Below are 25,237 nucleotides of genomic sequence, written 5' to 3'. Positions count from 1 at the left end.
CAATTAACGTCAACGAAGAAACAATCTGTTCCCGCGCACCCCCTATTCAGTTTCTATTGACCTCCCTACTATCCGCATTCCCACGCGGCTTATTGCGAGCAACGGATAGAAAACGATGCAAACACAGGCTTCCGCTCCCACGCGCTATCACGGCGCCGCAATCGCGCTGCACTGGCTGATCGCCGCGCTGATGATCTGCGGCTTCTACATCGGCTGGATCATGACGGATATCCCCGGCTTCACGCCGACGAAGCTCAAATACTTCTCGTGGCACAAATGGATCGGCGTGACCGTGTTCGCGCTCGCGCTGCTGCGCGTGCTGTGGCGAGCGACGCACCGCGCGCCCGCGCTCGGTGCCGCGACGCCCGCATGGCAGAAGGCCGCCGCGCATCTGGTGCACGGCCTGCTGTATCTGCTGATGCTCGCGATTCCGCTATCCGGCTACTTCTACAGTTCGGCGGCCGGGATTCAGGTCGTGTATCTGGGCATCGTGCCGCTGCCGACCATCATCGGTCCCGATCAGGCGCTGAAGGCCACGCTGCGCACGCTGCACGTGCTGCTCAACTATACGCTGCTCGCACTCGTGCTAATGCATGTGCTCGCGGCGCTCAAACATCAGTTCGTCGATCGTGACGGCTTGCTCGCGCGCATGGTGCCGTTTCTGAAGACCCATGCATAACGACATGACAGCTTGAAGAAAGGCATAACTCCTGTCGATTGGTTACGACTGGTTGGCAATCAAATTCCTCGCGGTGTGCAATCAGGCCGCGAAGCTCGGATAGGATGCGTACCATCATGAAGACACCCTTTTATCTCTCCGCTCATCGCGCGGCGCTCACTTCTTTCGCGGCGCTTGCGCTCATCGGCGCGAACCTCGCGCACGCCGACGTCGACCTCGCGAAAAGCAGCGTCATCGCGACGACCAAACAGATGAACGTGCCCGTCGACGGCAAGTTCAGGAAGTTCTCCGCGCAGCTGAACTTCGATCCGGCGAAGCCGGCCGCGGGCAGCGCGAACGTGTCGATCGACACCGCGAGCTACGACCTCGGCGCGGACGACTACAACAAACAGGCGCAAGGCAAGGAATGGTTCGACAGCGGCGCGTTCCCGAGCGCGACCTTCGTGTCGAGCTCGATCGCGCCGGCCGGCGGCAACCAGTACAAGGTGACCGGCAAGCTGACGATCAAGGGCAAATCGCAAACGGTCGTGGTGCCGGTCGTGATCGCGAGCCAGGGCGCAACGCAAACCTTCGACGGCTCGTTGCCGATCAAGCGCACGCAGTTCGACGTCGGCACCGGCGAATGGAAAGACACGTCGGTGGTCGCCGACGAAGTCGTCATCAAATTTCATCTGGTCGCGGCAACGAAATAACGTTCAACACAGCAGCACCGCATTACCTTTAGACCCCTGGAGTCCAACTTGAAGAAATCCCTCCTGCTCGCCGCCGGCGCGCTCGCCGCAGCATGCTCGTTCAACGCGATGGCCGCGACCGAAACCTACCTGCTCGATCCGACGCACACATCGCCGAGCTTCGAGACCGACCACTTCGGCGGCCTTTCGATCTGGCGCGGCAAGTTCCAGAAAGCCAACGGCACCGTCGTGCTCGATCGCGCGGCGAAGACCGGCACGGTCGAGGCAACGATCGACCTGAGCTCGGTCGGCATCGGCAACGACAAGCTCAACGAGGAGTTGGTCGGCGACAAGTTCTTCGACACCGCGAAGTTCCCGACTGCGACCTACAAGGGCACGCAGATCCGCTTCGACGGCGACAAGCCGGTCGAAGTGATCGGCACGCTGACGCTGCACGGCGTCACCAAGCCGGTCAACCTGAAGATCGAATCGTTCAAGTGCATCCAGCACCCGATGCTGAAGCGCGAAGTGTGCGGCACCGAATCGGTCGCGACGTTCAATCGCGACGATTTCGGCATCGACTTCGGCAAGGCGTATGGCTTCAACATGAAGACCACGCTGCATATCCAGGCCGAAGGCATCAAGCAGTAAGCGCATCGCGCCCGGCCCGGCCGGGCGCCGAACTACTGGACCGCGGGCTGCGCCGGCGCATGCGTCACGCGGCGCGCCTCGAGCCACGCGACCAGCTCCTCGCGCCGCATCGCCTTCGCGAACAGCCAGCCCTGCCCATACTGAACGCCCCGGCGCACCAGATACTCGACCTGCTCGTTGCGCTCGATCCCCTCCGCGACGATTTCCACCCCTAATTCGTGCGCCATTTCGATGATATGCGGCGCAACGATGCTCGACGCTGCCTCCTGAGCGATCGTGTCGACGAACGACTTGTCGATCTTCAGCACATCGATCATGAAGGTTTGCAAATAAGCGAGGCTCGAATAGCCGGTGCCGAAATCGTCGATATAGACCGGGTGACCGGCGCTTCTGAAGGCCGCGATCGTCTGCCGGGTCACATCGGCGTTCAGGAAACTGCGCTCGGTCGCTTCGATCCTGATCTGCGCGGGACCCAGGCCGGTTCCGGCGAGCCTCGCGGTAATCAGGTTCAGAAAGCGTGGCGTGCGCAGATCCTCGCCGCTGACGTTGACCGACACGTAGAACGACGGCCGCGAACGCAATAGCTCCGTCAGATCTTGCAGCGCCTCATCGAACACGAGGTCGGTCAACGACTGGATCAGGCCATGCTGCTCGGCCAACGCAATGAAGATATGCGGCGAGATCTCGCGTCCATTCAGATTCCATCTGGCCAGCGCTTCGACGCCGACACACTCGTTGGTCGCGAGATTCACGATCGGTTGATAAACGACGTTGATGGTCTTGTGCGAGATCGCCCATTCGAGCGAGGCCTGGAACGACACCTGCCGCGAGATCCGTTTGAACGCGAACCAGCCGAACGCGGCGCCCATCGCGACGCCTATCGACAGCCACGTCGCCAGCAGGCCCGGCCAGTCTCTGAGCAGGCTGGTGCGCCGGCCTTTGACGACGACGCCGAGGGCGCGCGTCTCCGAGCGCGCCACCGCGTAGTTCCATTCATCGCTATCGACGCGCCCCGCCCGCTTCCATGCATGGAGCATCTCGTCGGGGTCCGCGCCGGTCGACAGTGCAACGATCGAATTCATCTCCGTATTGATCGTGGCGATCGGCCTTCCCGCTGGGTCCATGACATCGACATATGACTGCGGATCGATCGACACGTACTCGCCGTTGCGCCCGATCTGGATATCCTCGCGCATGTCGCTGAGCGGATTCTTTTGCTGGAACCAGACCAGGTAGCCGTCGTTGCTGCGCCAGCGCGGCGGCGGCAGCGCAACATCCTGGCTGCGAACGTCGCCGAATAGCGGCGAGCAAAGATAGCGCCCGTCGCCATACGCGCCCGCGTCCCGCACGTAGCGGTAGTTGAAAATCACGTGGGCGGCCCTCGCCAGGTATTCCGGCGAGCACGGCTCGGCGTGCTCGGCCTGCAGGTCCGCGATCGCGGCAAAGCCCTGATACGTGACGAGTTCCGTGCGCATCACGGCCTTTTCCGCGTACAGGTGCAAATCTCGCTGCTCGCGGCGCGCGACGTCTTCGTTCGCGATATAAATGCTGATCAGAACCGGCAGCACCGTTGCGGCGCAGCCGAGTGCGATATACGCCGAAATCAGCGACATGCGCTTGATCATCTGTCGAGCCCGGTGGTGAACGGTCGCGGCGAAATCCGCCGGCGCGGTTGCGGCCCCGCAGGGACCCGCTACGTAACCTGCGGATTAGTGTGAAGGATAGTTACTGAAGCCGCTTTTTCAACATTGCGCTGAACGACGCCCATGCGGCCGGCCACGCAGGCCCTGACCGGCGGCGCGCGCGGCAAGGTACCATTACGGGCCGGCGGCGTCGCGACGCGCGCCCTCACCGCTTTCGTTCATTACCATCGCCCGCTTCAATTCCCATGAATTCGCCATCCCGCCGCATCGCGCACCTCGATATGGACGCGTTTTACGCGTCCGTCGAACTGCTGCGCTATCCGGAGCTGCGCGGCCGCGCGGTGGTGATCGGCGGCGGCCGCAACAGCGCGCCGCAGCTGCTCGAAGACGGCAGCAAGCGCTTCGCGAAGCTGCGCGATTACGCGGGCCGCGGCGTCGTCACCACGTCGACGTACGAGGCACGCGCGCTCGGCGTGTTTTCGGCGATGGGCATGATGAAGGCCGCCGCGCTCGCGCCCGACGCGATCCTGCTGCCGACCGACTTCGATTCGTACCGCCACTACTCGCGCCTCTTCAAGGCAGCCGTCAGGACGTTCACGGACCGCATCGAGGATCGCGGCATCGACGAGATCTATATCGACCTGACCGACCTGCCGGGCGAATCGGCCGATATCGGGCGGCGCATCAAGGAGGCCGTTCATCAGGCCACCGGTCTCACGTGTTCGATCTGCGTCGCGCCCAACAAGCTGCTCGCGAAGATCGGCTCCGAGCTCGACAAGCCCGACGGCCTGACGATCCTCACGCCAGCCGACATACCGCTGCGCGTGTGGCCGCTGCCGGTGCGCAAGGTCAACGGCATCGGCCCGAAGGCGGCGGAGAAGCTGACCGCGCTCGGCCTCGCGACGGTCGGCGATCTGGCCGCCGCCGACGCCGGGTTGTTGCAGGACAATTTCGGGCGCAGCTATTCCGCGTGGCTGATGGAAGTCGCGCAGGGTCAAGACGAGCGGCCGGTGGTGGTCGAATCGGAGCCGAAGTCGATCAGCCGCGAGACCACGTTCGAACGCGATCTGCATCCGCGCCATGACCGGCCAGCGTTATCGAGCGCGTTTACGGGGCTGTGCGTGCGTGTCGCCGACGATCTCGTGCGCAAGGGCTACGTGGGCCGCACGATCGGTATCAAGCTGCGTTACGACGATTTCCGCACCGTCACGCGCGACCTGACGCTCGACGAACCGACCGCCGACGCGACCGAAATCCGCCGCGCGGCGACCGAGTGTTTGCGACGCGTGCAGTTGAACCGCAAGCTGCGGCTATTGGGCGTGCGCATCAGCACGCTGAGCTCGGCCAGTGAACAGGCGCTGAAGCCGCGCCTGCCGGTTCAGGCCGACTTGCCTTTCGCGAGCGACGAATAGGCGGTATCGGCGGCGACTCCGGCCGCGTTCGCGCTCGCATTGGCATTCGCGCTCGCGTTCGCACGCGCGGCCGGTATATCGCCCGACGCGGATATCACCGGCGCCGCCACCGAAAACGAGAACGTGTTGATGCCGTTCGCGCTGTGCGCGGATACGGTGCCACGATGCATTTCGGCGATCGCCTTCACGATCGCGAGTCCGAGCCCGTGGTTTTCGCGGCTATTGGTACGCGACACTTCCGCGCGATAGAAACGGTCGAACAGATGTTCGAGGACGTCCGGCGCGATCGGCTCGCCCGGATTCGCGACCACGACACGCACCTGGTCACGCATCGCACCTTCGCCGCGCGCGATCGTCACGCTGATCGTCGCGCCCGGCTCGCAGTGCTGGATCGCGTTCATCAGCAGGTTCGCGCACGCGCGGCCGAACAGCGAACGGTTCACGCGCGCGAACGCATCGCCTCGCAACTTCGCATGCACGCGCGCCTCTTCGAGCGGAATCTCCAGAAACTCCAGCGTATGCGCGACTTCCGCCGCGAGCGACACCTCGATCAACCCCGTCGCGCGTTCGCCCTGGTCGGCACGCGCGAGGAACAGCATGTCGTTGATGATCGCGCGCATCCGCTCGAATTCTTCGAGGTTCGATTGCAGCGTGTGACGCAGATCGTCGACCGAGCGGTTGCGCGTCAGCGCGACTTCGGTCTGGCCGATCAGGATCGTGACCGGCGTGCGCAATTCATGCGCGACGTCCGCGTTGAACGATTCGAGGCGGCCGTAGGCGCCGTCGAGCCGTTCGAGGGCGCCGTTGAACGAGTTGGCGAGATCGTTCAGTTCGAGCGGCAATGACGCCGTATTGAGCCGCTGCGAGCGGTTGTTCGGGCTGACCGCGGATGCGTCGCGCGTCAGACGCGTGAGCGGTTGGAGGCCGATGCGCGTGACCGAGTAGCTGAGCAGCAGCACCGCGAGACTGCCGAGCGCGGACAGCGCCGCGAGTGCCGAGCCGAACACGCGCATCGTGCGCAGGTTCGGCGAATAGCTCGCCGCGACCTGCAACTGCACTTCAGGCCGCGCGCCATTGGCGGGCAAGATCACGGTCGAGGTCAGCATGTCGGGGCCGCCGCCCTCAGGCGCGATGCGCGCGTAGCCGCCGGGCCAGCTCTTCGTGACGGTCCCGTGCACCGGCGTGCCGAAGTGGAAGTTCGGCTCCGCGCTCGTCACGGAGTACATGGTGCTGCTGTCATGCGGCGTCATGTCGGTGAGTTTTTCGCGGGCCATGCGCCATTTTTCGGGCGTTACCGCGTGAGAGACGATGATGCGCGCGATTTGCGTGCGATCGTCGAGCGACTCGCGCAGATGATGTTCGAGCTGCGAGCGCAGCACCAGAAAGAGCCCGCTGCCGACGAGCGTAAACACGAACAGTGCCACCAGCGCGAACATCAACGCAAGGCGGCGGGCAATCGAGCGGTTCATGATGACTCGGCCTCTTCGCGCACTTCGAGTACGTAGCCCATGCCACGCACCGTGTGCAGCAGCTTCGACGGAAATGGACCGTCGAGTTTCGCGCGCAGCCGTTTGATCGCGGTTTCGACGACGTTCGTGTGGCTGTCGAAATTGACGTCCCATACGAGTTCGGTGATCGCGGTCTTCGACAGAATGTCGCCCTGGCGGCGCGCGAGCACGCTGAGCAGTTGAAACTCTTTCGCGGTCAGGTCGAGGCGCACGCCATCGCGCGTCGCACGGCGGCCGATCAGATCGACGAACAGATCGCCGACCGAAATCAGCGTGGACTCCTGCGATCGCGTGCGGCGCGCGAGCGCATGCAGACGCTCGACGAGTTCGAGGAACGAGAACGGTTTGGTCAGGTAGTCGTCCGCGCCTTCGCGCAAGCCGCGCACGCGGTCGTTCACGTGATCGCGCGCGGTCAGCATGATGACCGGCGTCGACTTGCGCATGCGCAGCGCCTTCAGCACGCTGAAGCCGTCGCGCTTGGGCAGCATCACGTCGAGGACGATCACGTCGTAATCGAATTCGGTGGCCAGATGCGTCCCTTCCTCGCCGTCGAGCGCGACGTCGACGACCCAGCCCTGCTCTGTCAAACCGGAGCGCAGGTAGTCGACTACCTTGTGCTCGTCTTCAACGATCAGCAATTTCATCCGCGTCCCCTGCCCCATGCCACATTGTGGCGCCAACCTTGAATTATACGAACGCCCTCGATTCTTCGCGCCTATCCCACTGCGTCGGCATCGAAGCTCGGCCGGGACGATTCAGCGCGCAGCAGCCGGCATGTCTTTCTGCTGCGCGCCGCCGGCAGGCGCCTGCTGCGGCATCGCCGCAGCGTTGCTTGCATGTGCCTCATTCGCGGCCATCGCACTACCTTGCGCGCCGCCATCCCAACCGCCGCCGAGCGCCTTCACCAGCGCCACCGACAGCGTCAGCTGCTGCCCATGAATCTGCACATCCGTGCGCTCGCTCGTCAGCAGCGACTCCTGCGCGTCGATCACGTTCAGATACGCGACGAGGCCCCCGGAATAGCGATCGTTCGCGAGCGACAGCAGCCGCTGCGCATCCTCGACCGCCTCACGTGACTGCTTCGCCGCGCCGTCGAGCACCGACAGTCCGGTGATGCCGTCCTGCACCTGCTGGAACGCGCTCAGCACCGTCTGCCGATAATTCGCCTCGGTCGCCTTGTAGCCCTCGCTCGCGAACTTGACGTTGGCCGCGCGCCGCCCGCCGTCGAAGATCACCTGGCCGACCGCCGCGCCGAGCGTCCACATCAGCGTCGGCGCGCTCAGCAGATTGGCGAACTCGGTGCTCTCCCAGCCGATGCCCGGCGTCAGCATCAGGCTTGGAAAGAACGCGGCCTTGGCCACGCCGATCTGCGCGTTGGCGGCCGCCATCGCGCGTTCCGCCGAGGCGACGTCGGGCCGCCGCTGCAGCACGTCGCTCGGCACGCCGAGCGGCACCGTCGGTGGCTTGATATCGAGCACCTTCGGCTCGATCGCGAACTGCGGGGCGGGCACGCCGACCAGCGCGGCAATCGCATGCTCGAATTGCGCGCGCTGATTCAGCAGAAGCTGCGCCTGCACGCGCGTCGCATCGAGCTGCGATTTCTGCTGCAGCACGTCGAGGCCCGACACCGAACCGAGGTCGTGCTCGGTGTTCACGTAGTCGAGCGCCTTCTGCTGCAGCTTCACCGACTGGTTCAGCACGTCGATTTCGCTGTCGAGCTCACGCAGCGAGAAGTAGTCGGTGGCGAGATCCGTCGTCAACACGAGCCGCGCGTTCGCGAGATCGTCCGCAGACTGTTCGGCCGACGCCTGGGCGCCCTCGACCTCACGACGGATGCGTCCGAACAGATCGGTGTCGTAGCTGAGCGTCGGTCCGAGCTGGATGTTGTTCTGTACCGTCGATTGAGTCGGCGTCGCGTAGTTGGTCAGCGGCCGGTCGTGCGAAATGCGAAAGCGCGAGGCCTGCGCCGAGAAATCGACTTCCGGCACGCGCTGCGCGCTGGTGTTCGCGAGTGTCGCCTTGGCCTGCTCGTAGTGCGCGCTCGCCGCGGCGAGCGTCTGGTTCTGCGCGAGCGCCCGGGTTTCGAGCGTCGCGAGCGTCGGGTCGGCAAAGCCTGTCCACCAGTCCGGCGCAATCGGCGCATGCGACGGCGCGGCGACGCGCCAGAACGAATCGGTGTGCCATTCGGGCGGCACCTCGGCCTGCGGCCGCTGATAGTCGGGACCTACCGTGCAGGCGGCGAGCAAGGCCGCGCCGGCGCAAGCGCTGAGCGCGGTGACCACAATGCCGCGTGTGCGCGCCCGGCGGGAAGCCGCGAACATCACGACGCCTCCTTGCCGTTCTTCCGCAGCGGCTGCACCTGCACGTGATCGCCATCGGCGATCGAGTCGCTCGGGTTGATGATGATGCGATCGGTCGGCGAAATACCGCTTTCGATTTCGAGCTGCTGCCCGAGGTCCACCGCGATCACGACCTTGTGCAGGCTGACGTTGCCCTTCGCATCGACGACCGCGAGGCGCGGACCCTCCGCTCGAAACAGCAGTGCGTTGCCCGGTACCGTCAGGCGCTCGTGCGCGGCGGCCGGCACCTCGACCTGCACATAGGCGCCGGGTCGCAGCCTGGCGTCGGGATTCGGCAGCGTCACTTCGATCTGCAACGAACGGGTGGCCACGTCGATCGCGCCGGACATATGCGTGATCGTGCCGTGGAACTGCTGGCCCGGCAGCTCGGCCTGCGTGACCACGACTTTCTGCCCGACCGCGACGTTCTGCGCGTAGGCCTGCGGCAACTGCACATAGACGCGCAACGGGTCCGACTGCGCGAGCGCGAACAGGGCCCGGCTCGTGCCGCTGCCCGCGTCGATCAGATCGCCGACGTCGACGTTGCGCTGCGTGACCACGCCGGCAAACGGCGCGACGATCCGCTTGAACGATTCGAGCTGCTGCAGACGCTTGACGTTCGCGTCGGCCGCCGCGAGATTCGCGAGGTCCTGCGTGTAGGTGCTTTGCCGTTCGTCCAGTTCCTGTTGCGACACCGCATCGCGCTGGCGCAACTGCTGCCAGCGCTCCAGCGAGCTCTTCGCGAGCGCGAGGCTCGAATTGATCTGCTGACGCTGAGCCAGAGCCTGCGCGAGTTCCTGGTCGATTTCCGGCGTATCGAGCTCGGCGAGCAGTTGCCCCTGCTTCACGCGGGCGCCGATGTCGGCGTACCAGTGCAGCAGATAGCCGGTCGCACGCGCATAGATCGGCGATTCGACATAGCCGCGCAACGTGCCCGGCAGCAGCGTGCCGCCGCCGCCGTCGGTCTGCTTCGGCGTGACGACGTTCACGTATTGCGTGGCGTTCTGCTGCGCGGTCGCCGTGACTTCGCGGTTTTGCATCACGTTCGCGATCACGGTGCGCAGCGTGCCGATCGCGAGCAGCACGAACACGATCAGGATCGCGATCTTCGCGTGTCTCCATTCGCGATGGCGCGGCGGCAGCAAGTGCTCTCCCTGTTCGGTTTCCCGCGTGGGGATCGCTAGCGAGGCATGAGTTTTTTCGGTCATCTCAGTCAACCATCGTTTAACTTTTACGCGGGCGTCGCCGCACTGCTGTGTTCCGGGCTGCCGCTATGGCCGCTACTTCGACCGCCATCACCGCCGGTTCCACCGCGATTACCGCCCTTTCCACCGCCACCGCCATCGCCGCCATCGCCGCCGCCGTTGTGATGACGGCGCGCGAGCCACGAATGAATTCCCGCGAACACGAGCGGCACGAAAAACAGCGTCGATACGGTCGCGAACAGCAAGCCGCCAATCACCGCGCGGCCGAGCGGCGCATTCTGCTCGGCGCCTTCGCCGAGACCGAGCGCCATCGGAACCATGCCGATGATCATCGCGAACGCGGTCATCAGCACCGGACGGATCCGGCTCGCGCCGGCTTCGAGCGCGGCCGTGAGCGGCGGCGCGCCGGCCGACAGACGCTGGCGCGCGAACGCGACCATTAGAATGCTGTTCGCCGTCGCGACGCCCATCGTCATGATCGCGCCGGTCAGCGCCGGCACGCTCAGATGGGTGCCGGTCAGGAACAGCATCCACACGATGCCCGCGAGCGCCGCCGGCAACGCGCTGACGATGATCAGCGGATCGACCCACGACTGGAAGTTCACGACGATCAGCAGATACACGAGCACGATCGCCATCGCGACGCCGATGCCGAGCCCGAAGAACGAACTGCGCATCGTCTGTACCTGGCCGCGCACGGTGATCGTGCTGCCGCGCGGCAGCGTACCGCTCACCTCGTTGACGATCCTGTCGACCTGATTCGCCACGCTGCCGAGATCGCGCTTTTCAACGCTCACATACAGATCGATCACCGGACGGATGTTGTAGTGGGAGACCTCGGCGAACTGGCTCTTCGGCGACACCTGCACGAGGTTGCCGAGCAGTTGCGTCGGCCCGTTCATCGTGGCCGACACCGGGGTGCGCAACAGTTCGTCGATCGACGACACCTGGTACTGCGGTGTCTGCACCTGAACCCTATATTCGACGCCGTTGTTGTTGTTGACCCAGAAGCCCGGCGACGTCTGCGAACTGCCCGATAGCGAAACCAGCACGTTCTGCGCGACGTCGTTCGCGGTCAGGTTCAGTTGTTGCAGACGGGTGCGGTCCATGTGCAGACCGATCACCGGTTCGTCGAGCTTCTGCTGGATATGCGTATCGACGGTGCCCGGAATCAGGCGTACCTGCTTCAGCAGCTTGCGCGCGACGTCGAGGTTGCCCTGCTGATTCGCGCCGGCAATCTGCACGTCCACCGCGGCGGGCAGGCCGAAGTTCAGGATCTGCGTGACGATGTCGGCCGGCTGAAAGAAGAACTCGACGCCCGGGAATCGCTGCGGCAGGATCGTGCGCAGCTTGTCCATGTAGATCTGCGACGGCTTGTGGCCTTCGTTCAACGCGATCTGGATCTCGCCGTCGAGCGTGCCCATCGTGCCCGCATTGCTATACGACAGATTGATGCCGCTATACGGCAGGCCGAGGTTGTCGAGAATCGTGCCCAACTCCTTCTCCGGCACGACTTCGCGGATCACCTTCTCGACCTCGTCGGCGAGCCGCGCGGTTTCCTCGATCCGCGTGCCGGTCGGCGCGCGCATGTGCAGACGGATGTCGCCCGCGTCGACGCTCGGGAAGAAGTCTTCGCCGAGCGCAAAGAACAGGCCCATCGACAGCACGCAGAAACCGAGAAACAGCGTGCCGAACATCTTGCGCCGCACGAGCAGGCTGCTCAGGATCATGATGTAGGCCGCGCGCATGCGCTCGAAGCCGGCGTCGAAGCGGTGATACAGACGCATGAACAGATTCGGCTTCGTGCCCGTCTTTGGCTTGTGCGCGTGGCCCATCAGCAGCATCGCGAGCGTCGGCACGAGCGTACGCGACAGGATGTACGACGCGAGCATCGCGAATACCACCGCTTCCGCGAGCGGCACGAACAGATAGCGCGCCACGCCGGTCAGGAAGAACATCGGCACGAACACGATGCAGATACACAGCGTCGACACCAGCGCGGGCACCGCGATTTCGCCGGCGCCGTCGAGAATCGCGTCGTGCAGATTGGTGCCCATGTGCAGGTGCCGCTCGATGTTCTCGATCGTCACGGTCGCGTCGTCCACCAGGATACCGACCGCGAGCGCGAGCCCGCCCAGCGTCATGATGTTGATGGTCTGCCCGAGCGCGTGCAGCACGATCAGCGACGACAGGATGGACAGCGGAATCGAGATCGCGATGATGCAGGTGCTGCGCCAGTTGCCGAGGAACAGCAGGATCATCGCGGCGGTCAGCGCGGCCGCGACCAGCGCCTCGCGCACCACGCCCTGCACCGCCGCCTTCACGAACACCGACTGGTCGAACAGCGCGGTGATCTGCAGATCCGGCGGCAGCGCGGCGCGCGCGGCCGGCAACAGGCCTTTCAACGTATCGACGATCGACAGCGTCGACGCATTGCCGTTCTTCAGCACCGACATCAGCACGCCACGATGGCCGTTCTGCCGCACGATGTTGGTCTGCGGCGAGTAGCCGTCGCGGACATGCGCGACTTCACGCAGGTAGGTCGTCGCGCCGTTGACGGTGCGTACTGGAATGTCGTTGAGACCTTCCAACGTCGGTGGCGAACCGTTCATGTCGATCGTGTATTCCTTCGGCCCGATCTTGGCCGTGCCGGTGGGCAGAATCAGGTTTTGCGCGTTGAACGCGTTGACCACATCGGCTGGCGTCAGGCCCTTGGCCAGCATCGCGCGCGTATCGAGGTCGACCGAGATCAGCCGCGATTTGCCGCCGTACGGGTACGGCACGGCTGCGCCCGGAATAGTCACGAGTTGCGGACGCAAGAAGTTCAGCGCGGTGTCGTTCAAGTCCTGCTCGGAGAGCTTCGGACTCGACAGACCTAGCTGGATCACCGGAATACTCGAAGCCGAGTAGCTGATGACGAGCGGCGCGGTGGCGCCCGGCGGCATCTGCTTCAATTGCGCCTGCTCGACGGCGACCGTCTGCGCGATGGCCGTCTGGATATTCGCGTTCGGCTGCAGAAACACCTTCAGGATTGCGATGCCGGGCAGCGACTGCGATTCGATATGTTCGATGTCGTTGACCGTCGTGGTCAGACTGCGCTCGTTGACCGACGTGATGCGGGTAGCCATGTCCTCGGCCGACAGCCCGGTGTACGTCCAGATGATACTGACCACCGGAATGTTGATTTCCGGCAGCACGTCGACGGGCGTGGTGAACAGCACGAAGGGCGTCGCCAGCACGATCAGAATCGCCATCACGATGAACGTGTATGGCCGCTTAAGTGCTACGTTGACGATCCACATTGAAACGGGCCAGAGAAAACGCGGGTGGAGGGAGGGATTGAATCTCCGCTTATGCTAGATCGGTAGCACCAACGCCTGCATGGCGCGAGAATGGCGAAATTGTCAGGAAGCTTGTTGAAAGCAAATACGCCATTTTTGAAGGCGAAAGGCTCTCGCCGGACTTGCAGCGAATTAGGCGACCCGCAAACGTTTGTTGAATAAATTTACGCGCAGTTATTGGAACGTTTGCTGATTCGCAGCACGGTTTTCGTTCGAAATATTGTGAAACATGCTTTCAGTTTTATTCGCAACACAGAAAAAGGCCGGTCAAGCTGAATGGTCGACCGGCCTTGTCATTTGCAGCTATCCGTGCGCTGGCGTCAACGCCCCGACGCTTATTTGGCGAACAGTGACGACATATCGGCGAACGCCTTGAATTCGAGCGCATTGCCCGACGGATCGAGGAAGAACATCGTCGCCTGCTCGCCGACCTCGCCCTTGAAGCGCACATGCGGCTCGATGATGAATTCGATGCCGGCCTTCTGCAGTTTGTCCGCGGCGGCCTGCCATTGCTCCATCGACAGCACCGCGCCGAAGTGGCGCACCGGCACCGCGTCGCCGTCGACCGCGCTGGTATGACGGTGACCGACTTCGTCCGGCGCCAGATGCGCAACGATCTGATGACCGTAGAAATTGAAATCGACCCACGCGTCCGAACTGCGCCCTTCCGGGCAGCCGAGCAATTCGCCGTAAAACTCGCGCGCGGCGGCGAGGCTATGAACAGGAAACGCCAGATGGAACGGCGGCAAAGCGGTTTCGGCAACGCTCATGATAGGAAGTCTCGCTGGGTGGGTGTGAGGATGGCTTACGACTGGCACGACTCGCACGACCGGCAATCGGCTCAGATGCAGCAAAGTTTAACCATGAATAAAAATGCTGAGAAACGATATATATTTGAGCTGACCATCACCAAAATCGATTGATCGATCATGCTCAGCGAGTTGAAAACCTTCATCGCCGTCAGCCAGTACGGCACGTTTTCGGGCGCGGGCGCGCGCATCGGGCTCACGCAATCGGCGGTCAGCGCGCAGATGCAGCGGCTCGAGCAGGAACTCGGCTTCCCGCTGTTCGACCGCACCGGCCGCTCGGCGACGCTCAACGAGGCGGGCCGCGAAACGCTCCCGCTCGCCGAGGAAATGATGACGCTATACGCGCGGCTCTCCGAGCGCAGCGGGGGTGCTGCCGAAAGCGGCATGCTGCGGGTCGGCGCGATCGCGTCCGCGCAGGTATCGCTGCTGGCCGACGCGCTCGCGCGCTTTCGCGACGACCGTCCCGGCTGGCGGATTCGCGTGGTGCCGGGCGTGTCGCTGGGGCTGCTCGGCCAGGTCGACGCGGGCGAGCTCGATCTGGCCGTCATCATCAAGCCGCCGTTCGCGCTGCCGTCGGAGCTCGAATGGCGCACGCTGGTCGCCGAACCGTTCGTGCTGCTCGCGCCGAAAAAGCTTGCGCGCGGCGGCCGCTCGTGGCGCGAACTGCTGCGCAGCGAGCCGTTCATCCGCTATGACCGCGCATCGTTCGGCGGCCGGCTCGTCGATCGTTTTCTGCGGCGCGCGCGCCTCAGCGTGCGCGATGCGGTCGAGCTCGACGAATTGCAGGCGATCGTGCAACTGGTCGCGCGCGGCATGGGTGTCGCGCTGATTCCGAATACGGCCGGACTCGGCAAATGGCCGGCGAGCGTAGTGGCACTCGAACTCGGCGATGCGACCTTCGAGCGTGAGATCGGGCTCGTGCTGCGGCCGCGGCATAGCCGGCCGGTGGTCGCCGATGCGTTGGCGGAGTGTATTGCGAGCGCAGCGGACGGTTGAGCGCCTGGCACGCCGAGTTCAATGCGGCTTCGAATCGAGTGTGCTGCCCTACTTACGCGCAACTGTATCTGTGAGCTGCGCGCGACGGCCCTCAGAATGGTTGCTTCATTCAACCGGCCGTGTGGCGCGTTGCATTGCATGGCCCAACACGCGCCCCGCCCTTACCTTTGCCCTCCATGATCGCCAGCCCTGTGCTCACCGCCGATGTCCTGATCGCCTACAGCGCCTATTTCGTCGGCACCGCGAGCCCAGGGCCGAGCAATCTCGCGATCATGTCGCTCGCGATGAGCGCGGGCCGGCGCGCGGCGCTGGTGTTCGCGCTTGGAGTGGTGTCGGGCTCGTTCTCGTGGGCCCTGCTCGCGTCGCTCGGGCTGTCGGCGGTGCTCGCCACCTACTCGGAATGCCTCGTGGCGATCCGGATCGCGGGCGGGCTGTATCTGTTGTGGCTCGGCTACAAGTCCGCGCGCTCGGCGTTGAGCGCCGGCAAGCCGGCCGCGAGTGCGGCGCGCGTCGACGAACCGCTCGGGCGGCTCTATCTGCGTGGCCTTTTGCTGCATCTGACGAACCCGAAAGCGGTGCTCGTGTGGCTGTCGATCGTGTCGCTCGCGATGTCGCCGGTACACGGCGCCGCGCACGTGATGCCTGTCGTACTGGGCTGCATGGTGATCGGCGCAACGGTGTTCAGCAGCTACGCGATGCTGTTTTCGACGGCATCCGCGCGGCGCGTTTATACGGCGATCCGGCGCTGGCTCGATGGCTCGCTCGCCGTGATGTTCGGGATTGCCGGTATCAAGCTGTTGACGTCGAAGAACTAGCGTGGCCTGGGCGCCCGCGGCCGCCGCGAGGCCGCGCTCTGCGATACTGGCGGCTCGGCTCCATCAACGACGGCTGCTAGCGCATCCACCCACGCAACGATGAACGGCAACGAACACGACGCACCTTCCTCCACCCGACGCTCGCCGCTGCAAAAGCGGCTCTATCTCTTCGGCGCGGCGATCCTGGTCGTCAGCCTGATCGTCGCGGCGCTCATCTACCTCAGCGTGCCGCCGCCCGATAGTGCGGTCGCGATGTACAGCATGGTCCATCCGCGCTATCAGATCGAGCTGCAGCAAATCGGCGGCAATGCGGCAGTGCTGATGGCGCAGTTGCATCAATGGTTCGATAGCTTGTGGCACGGTGTCAGGCTTGCCTATACGGTCGCGGCGCTGGGCGCTGCGCTCGCGGCTGGCTGTTTTTTCATCGGTCATTATTTCGTCGACGATTGAACCGCGAAACGATCGCCTCCGCCACGACGATTTAAAAACGTTAGTTATCGTTTATTCAAATCCGGCGCATCGTCGTCGCAGATGGAATTCCGCCGCGATTACCCAATAATAATTTCCGCAGCGCAATAAATTGGTGCTTTTGCCGTCGACTTGCGGCATTAAGAAAACGAACTATTATTAGTTCGGGCCATACAGAATAGTGCCCCCTCACAGCATTCGAGGCGTATCAACTGCGAGAGGGAGCGTGATGAATGAAATAACTCTTCCGGTCGATCTGATTCACTGGATTCTGGCAACACTTTCCATCATTGCCTTGCTTGTATTTCTCGTGCCGCTGCGTTGGCGGGCGCCCGAGGCGGGACCTGGCGCGATGTTCGTCGCCGGCCTGATCGCCGTATTCGCATTCCGCACTCCGATCACGACTTTGGCCGTCGCCAGCGGCAAAGGCGTATGGGACGCCATATTCATTCTCTATGTAATGTGGCCGGCGCTTCTGCTTTATCAGATCACCAAACAGGCCGGCGGCTACGATGCGCTTCGACACGGCATTTCCCGTTTCAGTCGAAATGATTTATTCGTCATTCTCGGTCTCGGCTGGGTGTTTTCATCTTTTCTTCAAGGCATCGCCGGTTTCGGCGCGCCGATTGCAGTCGTCGCCCCGCTTTTACTCGCGATCGGTGTAAGACCGGTCCATGCCGCCGCCATCTCGATCATCGCGCACGCATGGGCGCGCTTCTTCGGCACCCTCGGCGTCGGCTGGCTCGCGACGTTGCAGGTAGCCGACATTCAGGACGTGGGACGCGCCGCTTTCGAATCGTGTGTGCTGCTGCTTATTCCGACGTACTTCGGTGGCCTGCTGATCGTGTGGCTATACGGGCGCTGGGCAGCGGTGCGTCATGGATGGCCGCTGGTCCTGATCCTCGGCACGATCCTCGGCTTCGGCCAGTTGATCTTCGCGTACCTGAGCCCTGAACTCTCGACGTTCCTCGCCGCAACCGTTGCGATGGTCGCCCTGTATCCGCTGTCGCGCTGGCGTCGATTCAGGGAGCCGGTTCCCGCAGCCGAGGTCCCGGATCGTCCCGCGATGGACCCCGCCGCCGTCGGCATGCAGAACGAAACCGAAGAGCCGGTGATGAGTCTCGGCATGGCATTTCTGCCGTATGTCGTGCTGACGGTCGTTACCTTGGGCATTCTGCTGATTGGCCCATTGAACGATGCGCTGCGGCAATTCCGCATCGGCCTGCCGTTTCCCGAAGTGAGCACGGGATTTGGCGTGCGAAACGCGGCCGTCGCGCGTTATGCGCCGTTCTCGCCGTTCACCCACCCGGGGACGATGTTGCTGATCTCCGCGATCGTCGTGTGGATCGTGTACCGCGTGAACGGCTTCTACGGTGCATGGCAATCGCGCCATGGCGGCGAGAATCTGGGTCGCTCGCTGATCGTCGACGGCGTGCCCGCATCGCTGCCGGTCATCGCTTTTCTCGTCACGAGCCGGGTGCTCGACCATAGCGGCCAGACCCAGGTGCTCGCGCACGGCATCGCCGATGTGTCGCCGCCGCTCGTCTATGCGGGCATCGCGAGCGTGATCGGCGCATTGGGCGCGTTCATGACGTCGAGCAGCACCGCGTCCAACGTACTGTTCGGCGGCCTGCAGAGCGACGTCGCGCAACTGCATTCGCTGCCGACCGAAGCGATCATCGCCGCGCAGGCAGCGGGCAGCGCGTATGGCAACGCGATCGGCCCGGCCAATATCGTGCTGGGCACCAGCATCAGCGGCATCAAGGGACAGGAGGGCGCGGTGATGAAGCTGGCCCTTCCGTGGACGGTCGTCGTCGCCATCCTGACCGGCATCGGCACGATCCTCCTCGTGATATTCGCGTGAGGTGACTCGCATGGACAAGCTCGTTGCGGAAACCCTGGCGCTGCTTCTGATGTTCGCGGGTTTTCCGCTCACCAGCAGGGGCTCGGTCACCGGCAACATGCTGCTGTTGGGGCTGGGGCTGCTCTGCGTGATCGCCGGAGGAGCGTTGCCGATCATCACGCGGTTCATGGATCACTCGAACGACAAGGTGAGAGACGCGGGCGTCGAGTTCGACGATCGGGCTTCCTGATCGACGCGGCGCGCCCGTTCCTTCGCAGCAGGTACTTTGCCGTCGAACGCTCCCGGCAATCGCCACGCGCCGGGACCGCTGTGGCGGCTCGTTCTCAGGGAGCTTTTCACCATGAGTCATCCCAATGGGCCTCGCACCGGTCGCCCGCCCACGCGCGCGCCGCATGGCATGGTCGCGACGCCGCACTATCTGGCCAGTCAGGCCGGTGTCGAGATGCTGCAACGCGGTGGAACCGCGGTCGATGCCGCGATCGCCGCGAACGCGGTGCTGTGCGTCGCCTATCCGCACATGGCCGGGCTCGGCGGCGACGGCTTCTGGCTGATCGCCGACGGCAACAGCGAACAGATTCACGCGATCAATGCGAGCGGACCTGCGGCGCAAGGCGCGACGCTCGCCCACTATCGCGGCATCGCCACCGACAACGAAATCGCGGCGCGCGGCCCGCAGGCGGTGCTGACCGTGCCGGGCGCGATCGACGGCTGGCGTCTCGCCCACGAGCGCTTCGGGCGCCTCGCCTGGGCGGAACTGTTTGCGGCGGCGATCGGCTATGCACGCGACGGCGTGCCGGTCTCCCGCTCGCTCGCGGACTGGACCGCGCAGGACGTGCCGATCCTTACGCGTTATCCGGACACGGCCGCGATCTTCATGCCGGGCGGCCGCGTGCCGGCCGACGGCGAGAAGCTCGTGCAAACCGCGCTGTCGCGATCGTTGCAGCAACTCGCCGATCAGGGCCCGCGCGCCGGCTTCTACGAAGGCGATCTCGCGGCGCGGATCTGCGCCGGCGTCGTGGCCGCCGGCTCACCGCTGCAACCGGTCGACTTCGCCGCGTACCGCGCGGAATGGGTCACGCCGATCAGCACCACGTATCGCGATCATACGGTCTACGAGCTACCGCCGAACACGCAGGGCTTTACGCCCTTGCAGATCCTGAACCTGATCGAAGGCTACGACGTGACTGCATGGGGCGAAGGCACCGCGGACTACTATCACCACCTCGCCGAAGCGGTGAAGATCGCGTTCGCGGATCGCGAAGAGTGGTTGACGGACCCGCGCTTCGTGACGATTCCGGTCGACCAGCTGATCACGAAGGCGTACTGCGACGAACGCCGCAAGCTGCTCGACCCCGAACGCGCGCTCGACATCTCGACGGTCCCGCCCGGCATCGCCTATCAGTATCCGCACGACCGCCGCGCGCCGGACGGCGACACCTGCTACTTCTGCGCGGCCGACAACGACGGCATGGTGGTGTCGCTGATCCAGTCCATCTATCACGACTTCGGCAGCGGCGTGCTCGGCGGGGACACCGGCATCATCATGCAGAACCGCGGCGCGTTCTTCTCGCTCGACGAGCATCACCCGAATTGCCTGCAACCGGGCAAGCGCACTTTCCACACGCTGATTCCGGCACTGATGACCCGCGACGGCAGGCCTTGCCTCGCCTTCGGCTCGATGGGCGGCGAAGGTCAGCCGCAAACCCAGGCCGCGCTCGTGACCCGCATCGTCGACTTCGGCTACGACGTGCAGCAGGCGATCGAGGCGCCGCGCTGGCTGATGGGACGCACGTGGGGCACCAAGTCGCGCAACATGTCGCTCGAGGGGCGCATCTCCGACGAAGTCGTGCGCGAATTGAAGCGCCGCGGCCAGCCGGTGCAGATGGTCACCGACTGGAACGACAACATGGGGCATGCGCACGCGATCGCTTTGGATCGGCAACAGGGCTTCTACGAAGGCGGCGCCGATCCACGCGGCGACGGCGCCGCGCTCGGGTACTGAGGGGGACCGGTATCGGCTCCCGCAAACGGCCGGCAGGTGGGGTGCCGCGCTCGCGCAGCGCGGCACCATACGACGGGAAAGCAGATGAACCCGATGACCGTGACCTCGCTGGTCCTCGCCATGACGATGGCGCTGTTCATCTGGAACAAGGTGCCGGCCGCCGTCGTTGCGGTGATGTCGCTGATCGCGCTATATCTGACCGGCGTTCTGACGATGCGCGAGGCGTTGAGCGGCTTCGGCTATCCGCTGATCGTGTTCATCGCAGCGCTGCTCGGCATCGGCATTGGCCTCGAAACGACCGGTGTCGGCACATGGGCGGGACAGTGGCTGATTCGCCATTCGGGCAGCAGCCGCAAGCGACTGATCGCGTCGCTGCTGATCCTGTCCGCGGTATCCACTGCGCTGATCGGCATGAACGGCGCCGTCGTCGCGATGCTGCCGATCGCGGTCATCATCTGCGTGCAGACCCAGCTCGCGCCGTCGCAACTGATGATGCCCGTGTCGATCGCGTGCCTGACCGGCGCGAAGCTCACGTTGCTCGGCAGTCCGGTCAACGTGATCGCATCGAGCGCGGCCGATACGCTCGGTGGCGCGCCGATCCGCTTCTTCGAATGGTCGATCGTGGGTCTGCCGTTGTTCGCCGGCACCCTTGCGATCATTCTGATACTCGGCCCGGTGTTGTTGCCCAGGCGCAGCTCGAATTCGCTGCCGGCCGATTTCAGCCAGCACGCGCACACGCTGGTCGAGCAATACCGGCTCGCGGACGGCGTGTTCCGGCTGCGCGTGCGCGCGGGCTCGCCGTTGATCGGCAAGACGCTCGACAGCATCGATCTGTCGCAATACCCCGGTATCAGCGTGCTCGGCCTGACCGACGATGAAGGCGCCGAACTCGCGCAGAAGGAAGCGAGCGAGGGCCACCATCTGCTGGTGCGCGGCGACGCGCAAGGCGTCGCGCGGCTCGCGAACGACTTGCATCTCGCGATTCGCGAGCCGCTCTCCGAAGCGCAGGCGGTCACGAATGCGCTGTTCAATCGCTCGTCGGGTCTCGCCGAAGTCGTGATACCGCCGCGTTCGGGGCTGATCGGACAAACCGTGTTTCCGGGCATGGCGACGCACGAAGGCGATCTGATCGTGCTCGCGATACAGCGCGGCGGCAATAACGTGCCCGAGCCGTCGACCACGCTGCTCGCGGGCGACCATCTGCTGTTCAGGGGAACATGGGAAGCGCTCGACAAGCACTTCTCCGACCCGCAGATACTGATGGTCGATTCTCCGCAGATGGTACGGCGCCAGACCATCGCGCTGGGTCGCGGCGCGCGCGAGGCGCTCGCGATCCTCGCGGTGCTGGTCATCCTGCTCGCGACGAACGCGGTACCGCCCGCGGTGGCGACGCTGATTTGCGTGACCGCGATGGTATTGACGCGCGTGATCACACTGAACCAGCTGTACACGATCGACTGGAATACCTGCGTGCTGGTCGGTGCGCTGATTCCTCTCGCCACCGCGATGTCGAATACCGGGCTCGCGTATCAGATCGGCGATTTCGTGATCCAGGCGGTCGGCTCGGGCGGTCCGCGCGCGGTGCTGGCGGGACTCTTCTTCGTGGCCGCGGTGCTGACCCAGGTGATCTCGAACAACTCGGCGGCGCTCGTGACGGTGCCGATCGCGGTAGCCACCGCGCAGGAACTCGGCGTGTCGGCGACGCCGTTCCTGGTCGCGGTGGCGCTCGGTGCAGGCGCTGCGCACATGACGCCGATGAGCACGCCGGTCAACCTCGTCACGTATGGCCCGGGCGCGTATGAGTTCGGCGACTACTGGAAGATCGGCCTGCTGATCGTGCTGTGGTCGATGGCGGTGGTCGTGTTCATTGCGCCGTTGTATTGGCCCTTCTAGCCGCCATACCGGCCGCGCTGCCCTACGCCATCAACAGCGCTTCATATTCCGCGCGGAACTGATCGATGGAACTCTCCACCACCGTCACCGCGCCGTCGATCAAACCGCAACGCCCGCTGCCGGGAAGAACGCGGCACAGGTTCTCCAGTGCATCCAGATCGGCACGCACGCCGCGGCCCGTGTCGAGCCGGTTCAGAAGCCGCATCATCTGAAACGTTCCGCCCTTGCAAGGCGGGCACTGCCCGCACGAACCCTGAGCGAAGAAGTTCACGTAGTCCGCGACCTTGCGCACGATGCTGGTGCCTTCCGACACCACGATCATCGCGCCCGTCCCCAGACGCGAACGGCGTTGACGCACCGAGTCGAAATCCAGCGCCACGTCGAGATCGCGCTTCGTCAATAGCGTGTTCGATGGGCCGCCCGTGAAGACCGCCTTGAACTCCTTGCCCTGCAGCATGCCGCCGCCGTGCTGGAACACCAGCGTTTCGAGGCTCGTGCCCATCGGCAGCTCGTACAGACCGGGACGCAGCACGTCACCGGAAAGAGAATAGAGCTTGGTTCCGGCCGCATTCCCCACTCCGAGCTCGCGATACCACTGCGCGCCGTGGCGCAGAATCCCGGGCACGTGGGCGAGCGTCTCGACGTTGTTGACGATGGTCGGGGCGCCGTGCACACCCTGCTCGGCCGGGAAAGGCGGTTTGCGCCGCGGAAACGGAAAGCCGCCTTCGACGCTGGCGATCACCGCCGTCTCCTCTCCGCCGATGTACAAGCCCGAGCTGGGCACGACACCGAGCGACAGCGGCGCACCGATCCAACGCTCGACAGCGGCGAATTGCGGGTGTCCCGACCACTGCTCGACCGCCTCGCGAGTCGCGGCGAGAGAGCTTGTCTGATGCGGATTCACGTACAAGACGACATGGTTGGCCCGCGTCGCCACCGCGGCGATCAGCGCGCCCTCGATCACCTGATGCGGTGTGTGTTCGAGCAGAAAGCGATCCTTGAAGGTGCCCGGTTCGTCTTCGTTGCCATTGCAAACGACGTACTTGTCGCCGTCAGGGGCGGCCGCAACCGGCGCCCACTTTCGATGCGCGGGGAAGCCAGCGCCGCCCATGCCACGCAAGTCGGCCTGGGCGAGCTCGGCGATGATCGCCTCCGGGTCGTCGAGCGCTTTGGCGAGTCCCTCGCCGCCGCCGCGCGCGAACCATGCATCGAGGTCGGCGCCGACACGGAAATCGTCCCTCATCAAGCACTGATTCAGCGTTTGCATCGCGTGCTCCGTGGTTCGCGTCACCGGATGCCGCCGATCACGCGACCCCGCGCGCTCGCGCGCAATCCCGCATCGACTCGCAGATCGAAATGAGCATAGGTGGGAAAGAGCTGCGGCGCCTTCACGTGAAGCGGCAGTCCCGCCAGCGTCAGCTCTCTCTGCCAAGCGTGCACGTGACCGATTCCCGCACGGCTCGCCATGACCCACTCTTTGGATTGCGCGGCCTTCGCGCCGGCACGGCGGCCCATGCTCAAAATGTCGAGCAACGCATTGCCCATCAAGCGGTTGCGGCCGTGGATGCCGCCCGTCACCTCGCCGACACAGAAAAGGCCGGGGACGTTGGTGGCGCCGTCTTTGTCGATGGCGACGCCGCCGTTCTGGTAGTGGAGCGTGGGATAAACGAGGAAAGGCTCCTGCGCCGCATCGATGCCGCACTTGTCTGCGAGATGGCGAAGCGTGACGAGGCGTTTGGCCAGAATGCCCGGATGCTCGATTTCGAGTGTCGGCGTATCGAGGAACACGCCGACCTGGCCGTCGCGCTCGATCCCGCGACCTTGTGCGCACTCGCGCAGAATCGCCGACGCGACCACGTCGCGCGGCTTGAGTTCATCGACGAAACGTTCGCCTTCGCCGTTCAGCAGTCTCGCGCCGGCGGAGCGCGCCGCCTCGGAAATCAGGCCGCCCGCCAGATGGTGCGGGTAGGCGATGCCGGTCGGATGGTACTGGAATGAGTCGAGCTCGCGCAGGCGCGCGCCGATCCGATAGGCGAGCACGAGGCCATCGGCGGTGGCGCCGTAGTGGTTCGAGGTTGGAAACGAATTCAGGTGGAGTCGCCCCGCGCCGCCAGTGGCGAGGATCACGGCACGCGCACGCACCAGCACGAAGGTACGCCATTCGAGGTTGTAGATCACCGCGCCGGCGCAGCCGCCGCGCTCGTCGGACAGCAGCTCGACCAGAGGGCAGCGGTTCCACAACTCGATACCCGGGTCGAGGTCCACCGCCTCGCGCAGCACGCGCATCATTTCGAGGCCGGTATAGTCCCGATACGACAGAATGCGCGCCGCCGACGCGCCCCCGGGTTTCTTGCGCATCAGATTGCCGCCGATCGGCTGGTCCTCTTCCAGATCGAACATCATGCCGAGCTGGATCAGCCAGCGAATCACATCGGGGCCGTCCATCACCATCTGGGCCACGAGTTCGGGCTCGCCGCAGAAGTGTCCGGCGCGAAGCGTGTCCTCGAAGTGCAGTTGCGGGCTGTCGTCTTCGCCGATGGCCGCCTGGATTCCGCCTTCGGCCATCACCGTATTGCTGTCGCCGAGACGCAGCTTGGTGGCGAGGATCACCCGCGCGCCCTGCTTCGCCGCCGTGAGCGCCGCGGCGCAGCCGCCACCGCCGCCGCCGATCACCAGCACATCGGTCGTCATTAGCTGCGCGCCGGCGATATCGACATCATCGATCAGCGCGTTAGCCTGTAGATGGCGCGCGAGATCGGGCTGACACGGCTCGCCGCGATTGATCCCGACACTGAGCGTGACGCGCGCATGCGGCCCATGATCGGGGTGATAAGCCTTCAGCAGTTCATCGACCGGGACGTCGTCGGCGCGAAGCGTGGCCGCCATCCCGGGGCGGTAGCGCTGCCGCGCGTTTTCGTAGGGTATGCCGGCGGACATGATG

General features: G+C 64.6%; 20 protein-coding genes. 11 read left to right on the top strand and 9 right to left on the bottom strand.

Annotated elements, in window-relative coordinates:
* Positions 1 to 115 precede the first annotated feature (115 nt).
* From BC1002_RS17775 to BC1002_RS17765, 3 genes are all read left to right on the top strand, one after another.
* Complete coding sequence (locus BC1002_RS17775) at positions 116 to 679, top strand: cytochrome b (protein WP_013091380.1); 564 nt, start codon at positions 116 to 118, stop codon at positions 677 to 679.
* Positions 680 to 795: 116 nt separating this feature from the next.
* Positions 796 to 1,371 (top strand): YceI family protein, encoded by a 576-nt coding sequence (locus BC1002_RS17770; protein WP_013091379.1) that lies wholly within the window; start codon positions 796 to 798, stop codon positions 1,369 to 1,371.
* A gap of 48 nt (positions 1,372 to 1,419) precedes the next feature.
* Positions 1,420 to 2,001 carry a YceI family protein gene (locus BC1002_RS17765; RefSeq protein ID WP_013091378.1) on the top strand — a complete coding sequence of 194 codons (582 nt, stop codon included), beginning with the start codon at positions 1,420 to 1,422 and terminating at the stop codon, positions 1,999 to 2,001.
* Between the two features lie 32 nt (positions 2,002 to 2,033).
* Here the strand turns inward: BC1002_RS17765 and BC1002_RS17760 are convergent, their stop codons facing one another.
* Positions 2,034 to 3,614 (bottom strand): EAL domain-containing protein, encoded by a 1,581-nt coding sequence (locus BC1002_RS17760; protein WP_238537986.1) that lies wholly within the window; start codon positions 3,612 to 3,614, stop codon positions 2,034 to 2,036.
* A gap of 275 nt (positions 3,615 to 3,889) precedes the next feature.
* Between BC1002_RS17760 and dinB the strand changes: the two genes are divergently transcribed.
* Positions 3,890 to 5,056 carry a DNA polymerase IV gene (gene dinB / locus BC1002_RS17755; protein ID WP_013091376.1) on the top strand — a complete coding sequence of 389 codons (1,167 nt, stop codon included), beginning with the start codon at positions 3,890 to 3,892 and terminating at the stop codon, positions 5,054 to 5,056.
* On the opposite strand, the gene BC1002_RS17750 is transcribed toward dinB, so the two are convergent.
* From BC1002_RS17750 to BC1002_RS17725, 6 genes are all read right to left on the bottom strand, one after another.
* Positions 5,023 to 6,525, bottom strand: a complete 1,503-nt coding sequence (locus BC1002_RS17750) for a heavy metal sensor histidine kinase (RefSeq protein ID WP_013091375.1) — start codon at positions 6,523 to 6,525, stop codon at positions 5,023 to 5,025. The genes dinB and BC1002_RS17750 overlap by 34 nt on opposite strands.
* Positions 6,522 to 7,208, bottom strand: a complete 687-nt coding sequence (locus BC1002_RS17745) for a heavy metal response regulator transcription factor (protein WP_013091374.1) — start codon at positions 7,206 to 7,208, stop codon at positions 6,522 to 6,524. The genes BC1002_RS17750 and BC1002_RS17745 overlap by 4 nt, the downstream gene beginning before the upstream one ends.
* Positions 7,209 to 7,319: 111 nt before the next feature.
* Complete coding sequence (locus BC1002_RS17740) at positions 7,320 to 8,885, bottom strand: efflux transporter outer membrane subunit (protein WP_013091373.1); 1,566 nt, start codon at positions 8,883 to 8,885, stop codon at positions 7,320 to 7,322.
* On the bottom strand, positions 8,885 to 10,111 hold the full coding sequence (locus tag BC1002_RS17735; RefSeq protein ID WP_013091372.1) for an efflux RND transporter periplasmic adaptor subunit: 1,227 nt from the start codon (positions 10,109 to 10,111) through the stop codon (positions 8,885 to 8,887). The genes BC1002_RS17740 and BC1002_RS17735 overlap by 1 nt, the downstream gene beginning before the upstream one ends.
* Before the next feature lie 23 nt (positions 10,112 to 10,134).
* Positions 10,135 to 13,410: an efflux RND transporter permease subunit gene (locus BC1002_RS17730; protein ID WP_013091371.1), complete on the bottom strand. Its 3,276-nt coding sequence runs from the start codon at positions 13,408 to 13,410 to the stop codon at positions 10,135 to 10,137.
* Between the two features lie 374 nt (positions 13,411 to 13,784).
* Positions 13,785 to 14,219, bottom strand: a complete 435-nt coding sequence (locus BC1002_RS17725; RefSeq protein WP_008918388.1) for a VOC family protein — start codon at positions 14,217 to 14,219, stop codon at positions 13,785 to 13,787.
* A gap of 159 nt (positions 14,220 to 14,378) precedes the next feature.
* Here BC1002_RS17725 and BC1002_RS17720 point away from each other — a divergent pair, with 159 nt between their 5' ends.
* From BC1002_RS17720 to BC1002_RS17690, 7 genes are all read left to right on the top strand, one after another.
* Complete coding sequence (locus BC1002_RS17720; RefSeq protein ID WP_013091370.1) at positions 14,379 to 15,254, top strand: LysR family transcriptional regulator; 876 nt, start codon at positions 14,379 to 14,381, stop codon at positions 15,252 to 15,254.
* 176 nt (positions 15,255 to 15,430) lie between these two features.
* Positions 15,431 to 16,069, top strand: a complete 639-nt coding sequence (locus BC1002_RS17715) for a LysE family translocator (protein ID WP_013091369.1) — start codon at positions 15,431 to 15,433, stop codon at positions 16,067 to 16,069.
* 99 nt (positions 16,070 to 16,168) lie between these two features.
* Positions 16,169 to 16,519 (top strand): hypothetical protein, encoded by a 351-nt coding sequence (locus BC1002_RS17710; protein ID WP_013091368.1) that lies wholly within the window; start codon positions 16,169 to 16,171, stop codon positions 16,517 to 16,519.
* Between the two features lie 247 nt (positions 16,520 to 16,766).
* On the top strand, positions 16,767 to 18,401 hold the full coding sequence (locus BC1002_RS17705) for an L-lactate permease (RefSeq protein WP_013091367.1): 1,635 nt from the start codon (positions 16,767 to 16,769) through the stop codon (positions 18,399 to 18,401).
* 10 nt (positions 18,402 to 18,411) lie between these two features.
* Entirely contained in the window at positions 18,412 to 18,630 is a 219-nt protein-coding gene (locus tag BC1002_RS17700) for a hypothetical protein (RefSeq protein WP_013091366.1), read from the top strand.
* A 111-nt stretch (positions 18,631 to 18,741) separates the two neighbouring features.
* The gene (gene ggt / locus BC1002_RS17695; protein ID WP_013091365.1) at positions 18,742 to 20,403 is read left to right on the top strand and encodes a gamma-glutamyltransferase; all 1,662 of its coding nucleotides are present in this window, start codon (positions 18,742 to 18,744) and stop codon (positions 20,401 to 20,403) included.
* An 84-nt stretch (positions 20,404 to 20,487) separates the two neighbouring features.
* Entirely contained in the window at positions 20,488 to 22,296 is a 1,809-nt protein-coding gene (locus tag BC1002_RS17690) for an SLC13 family permease (protein WP_013091364.1), read from the top strand.
* Positions 22,297 to 22,318: 22 nt separating this feature from the next.
* On the opposite strand, the gene BC1002_RS17685 is transcribed toward BC1002_RS17690, so the two are convergent.
* Complete coding sequence (locus BC1002_RS17685; protein ID WP_013091363.1) at positions 22,319 to 23,563, bottom strand: complex I 51 kDa subunit family protein; 1,245 nt, start codon at positions 23,561 to 23,563, stop codon at positions 22,319 to 22,321.
* Positions 23,564 to 23,583: 20 nt separating this feature from the next.
* Positions 23,584 to 25,233, bottom strand: a complete 1,650-nt coding sequence (locus BC1002_RS17680; RefSeq protein WP_013091362.1) for an FAD-binding protein — start codon at positions 25,231 to 25,233, stop codon at positions 23,584 to 23,586.
* Positions 25,234 to 25,237: the final 4 nt, after the last annotated feature.

The sequence above is a fragment of the Paraburkholderia atlantica genome (assembly GCF_000092885.1).
Classification (GTDB): domain Bacteria; phylum Pseudomonadota; class Gammaproteobacteria; order Burkholderiales; family Burkholderiaceae; genus Paraburkholderia; species Paraburkholderia atlantica.
Note: the sequence above shows the minus strand (reverse complement) of the source record. Positions and strands in the feature narration are given on the sequence as shown.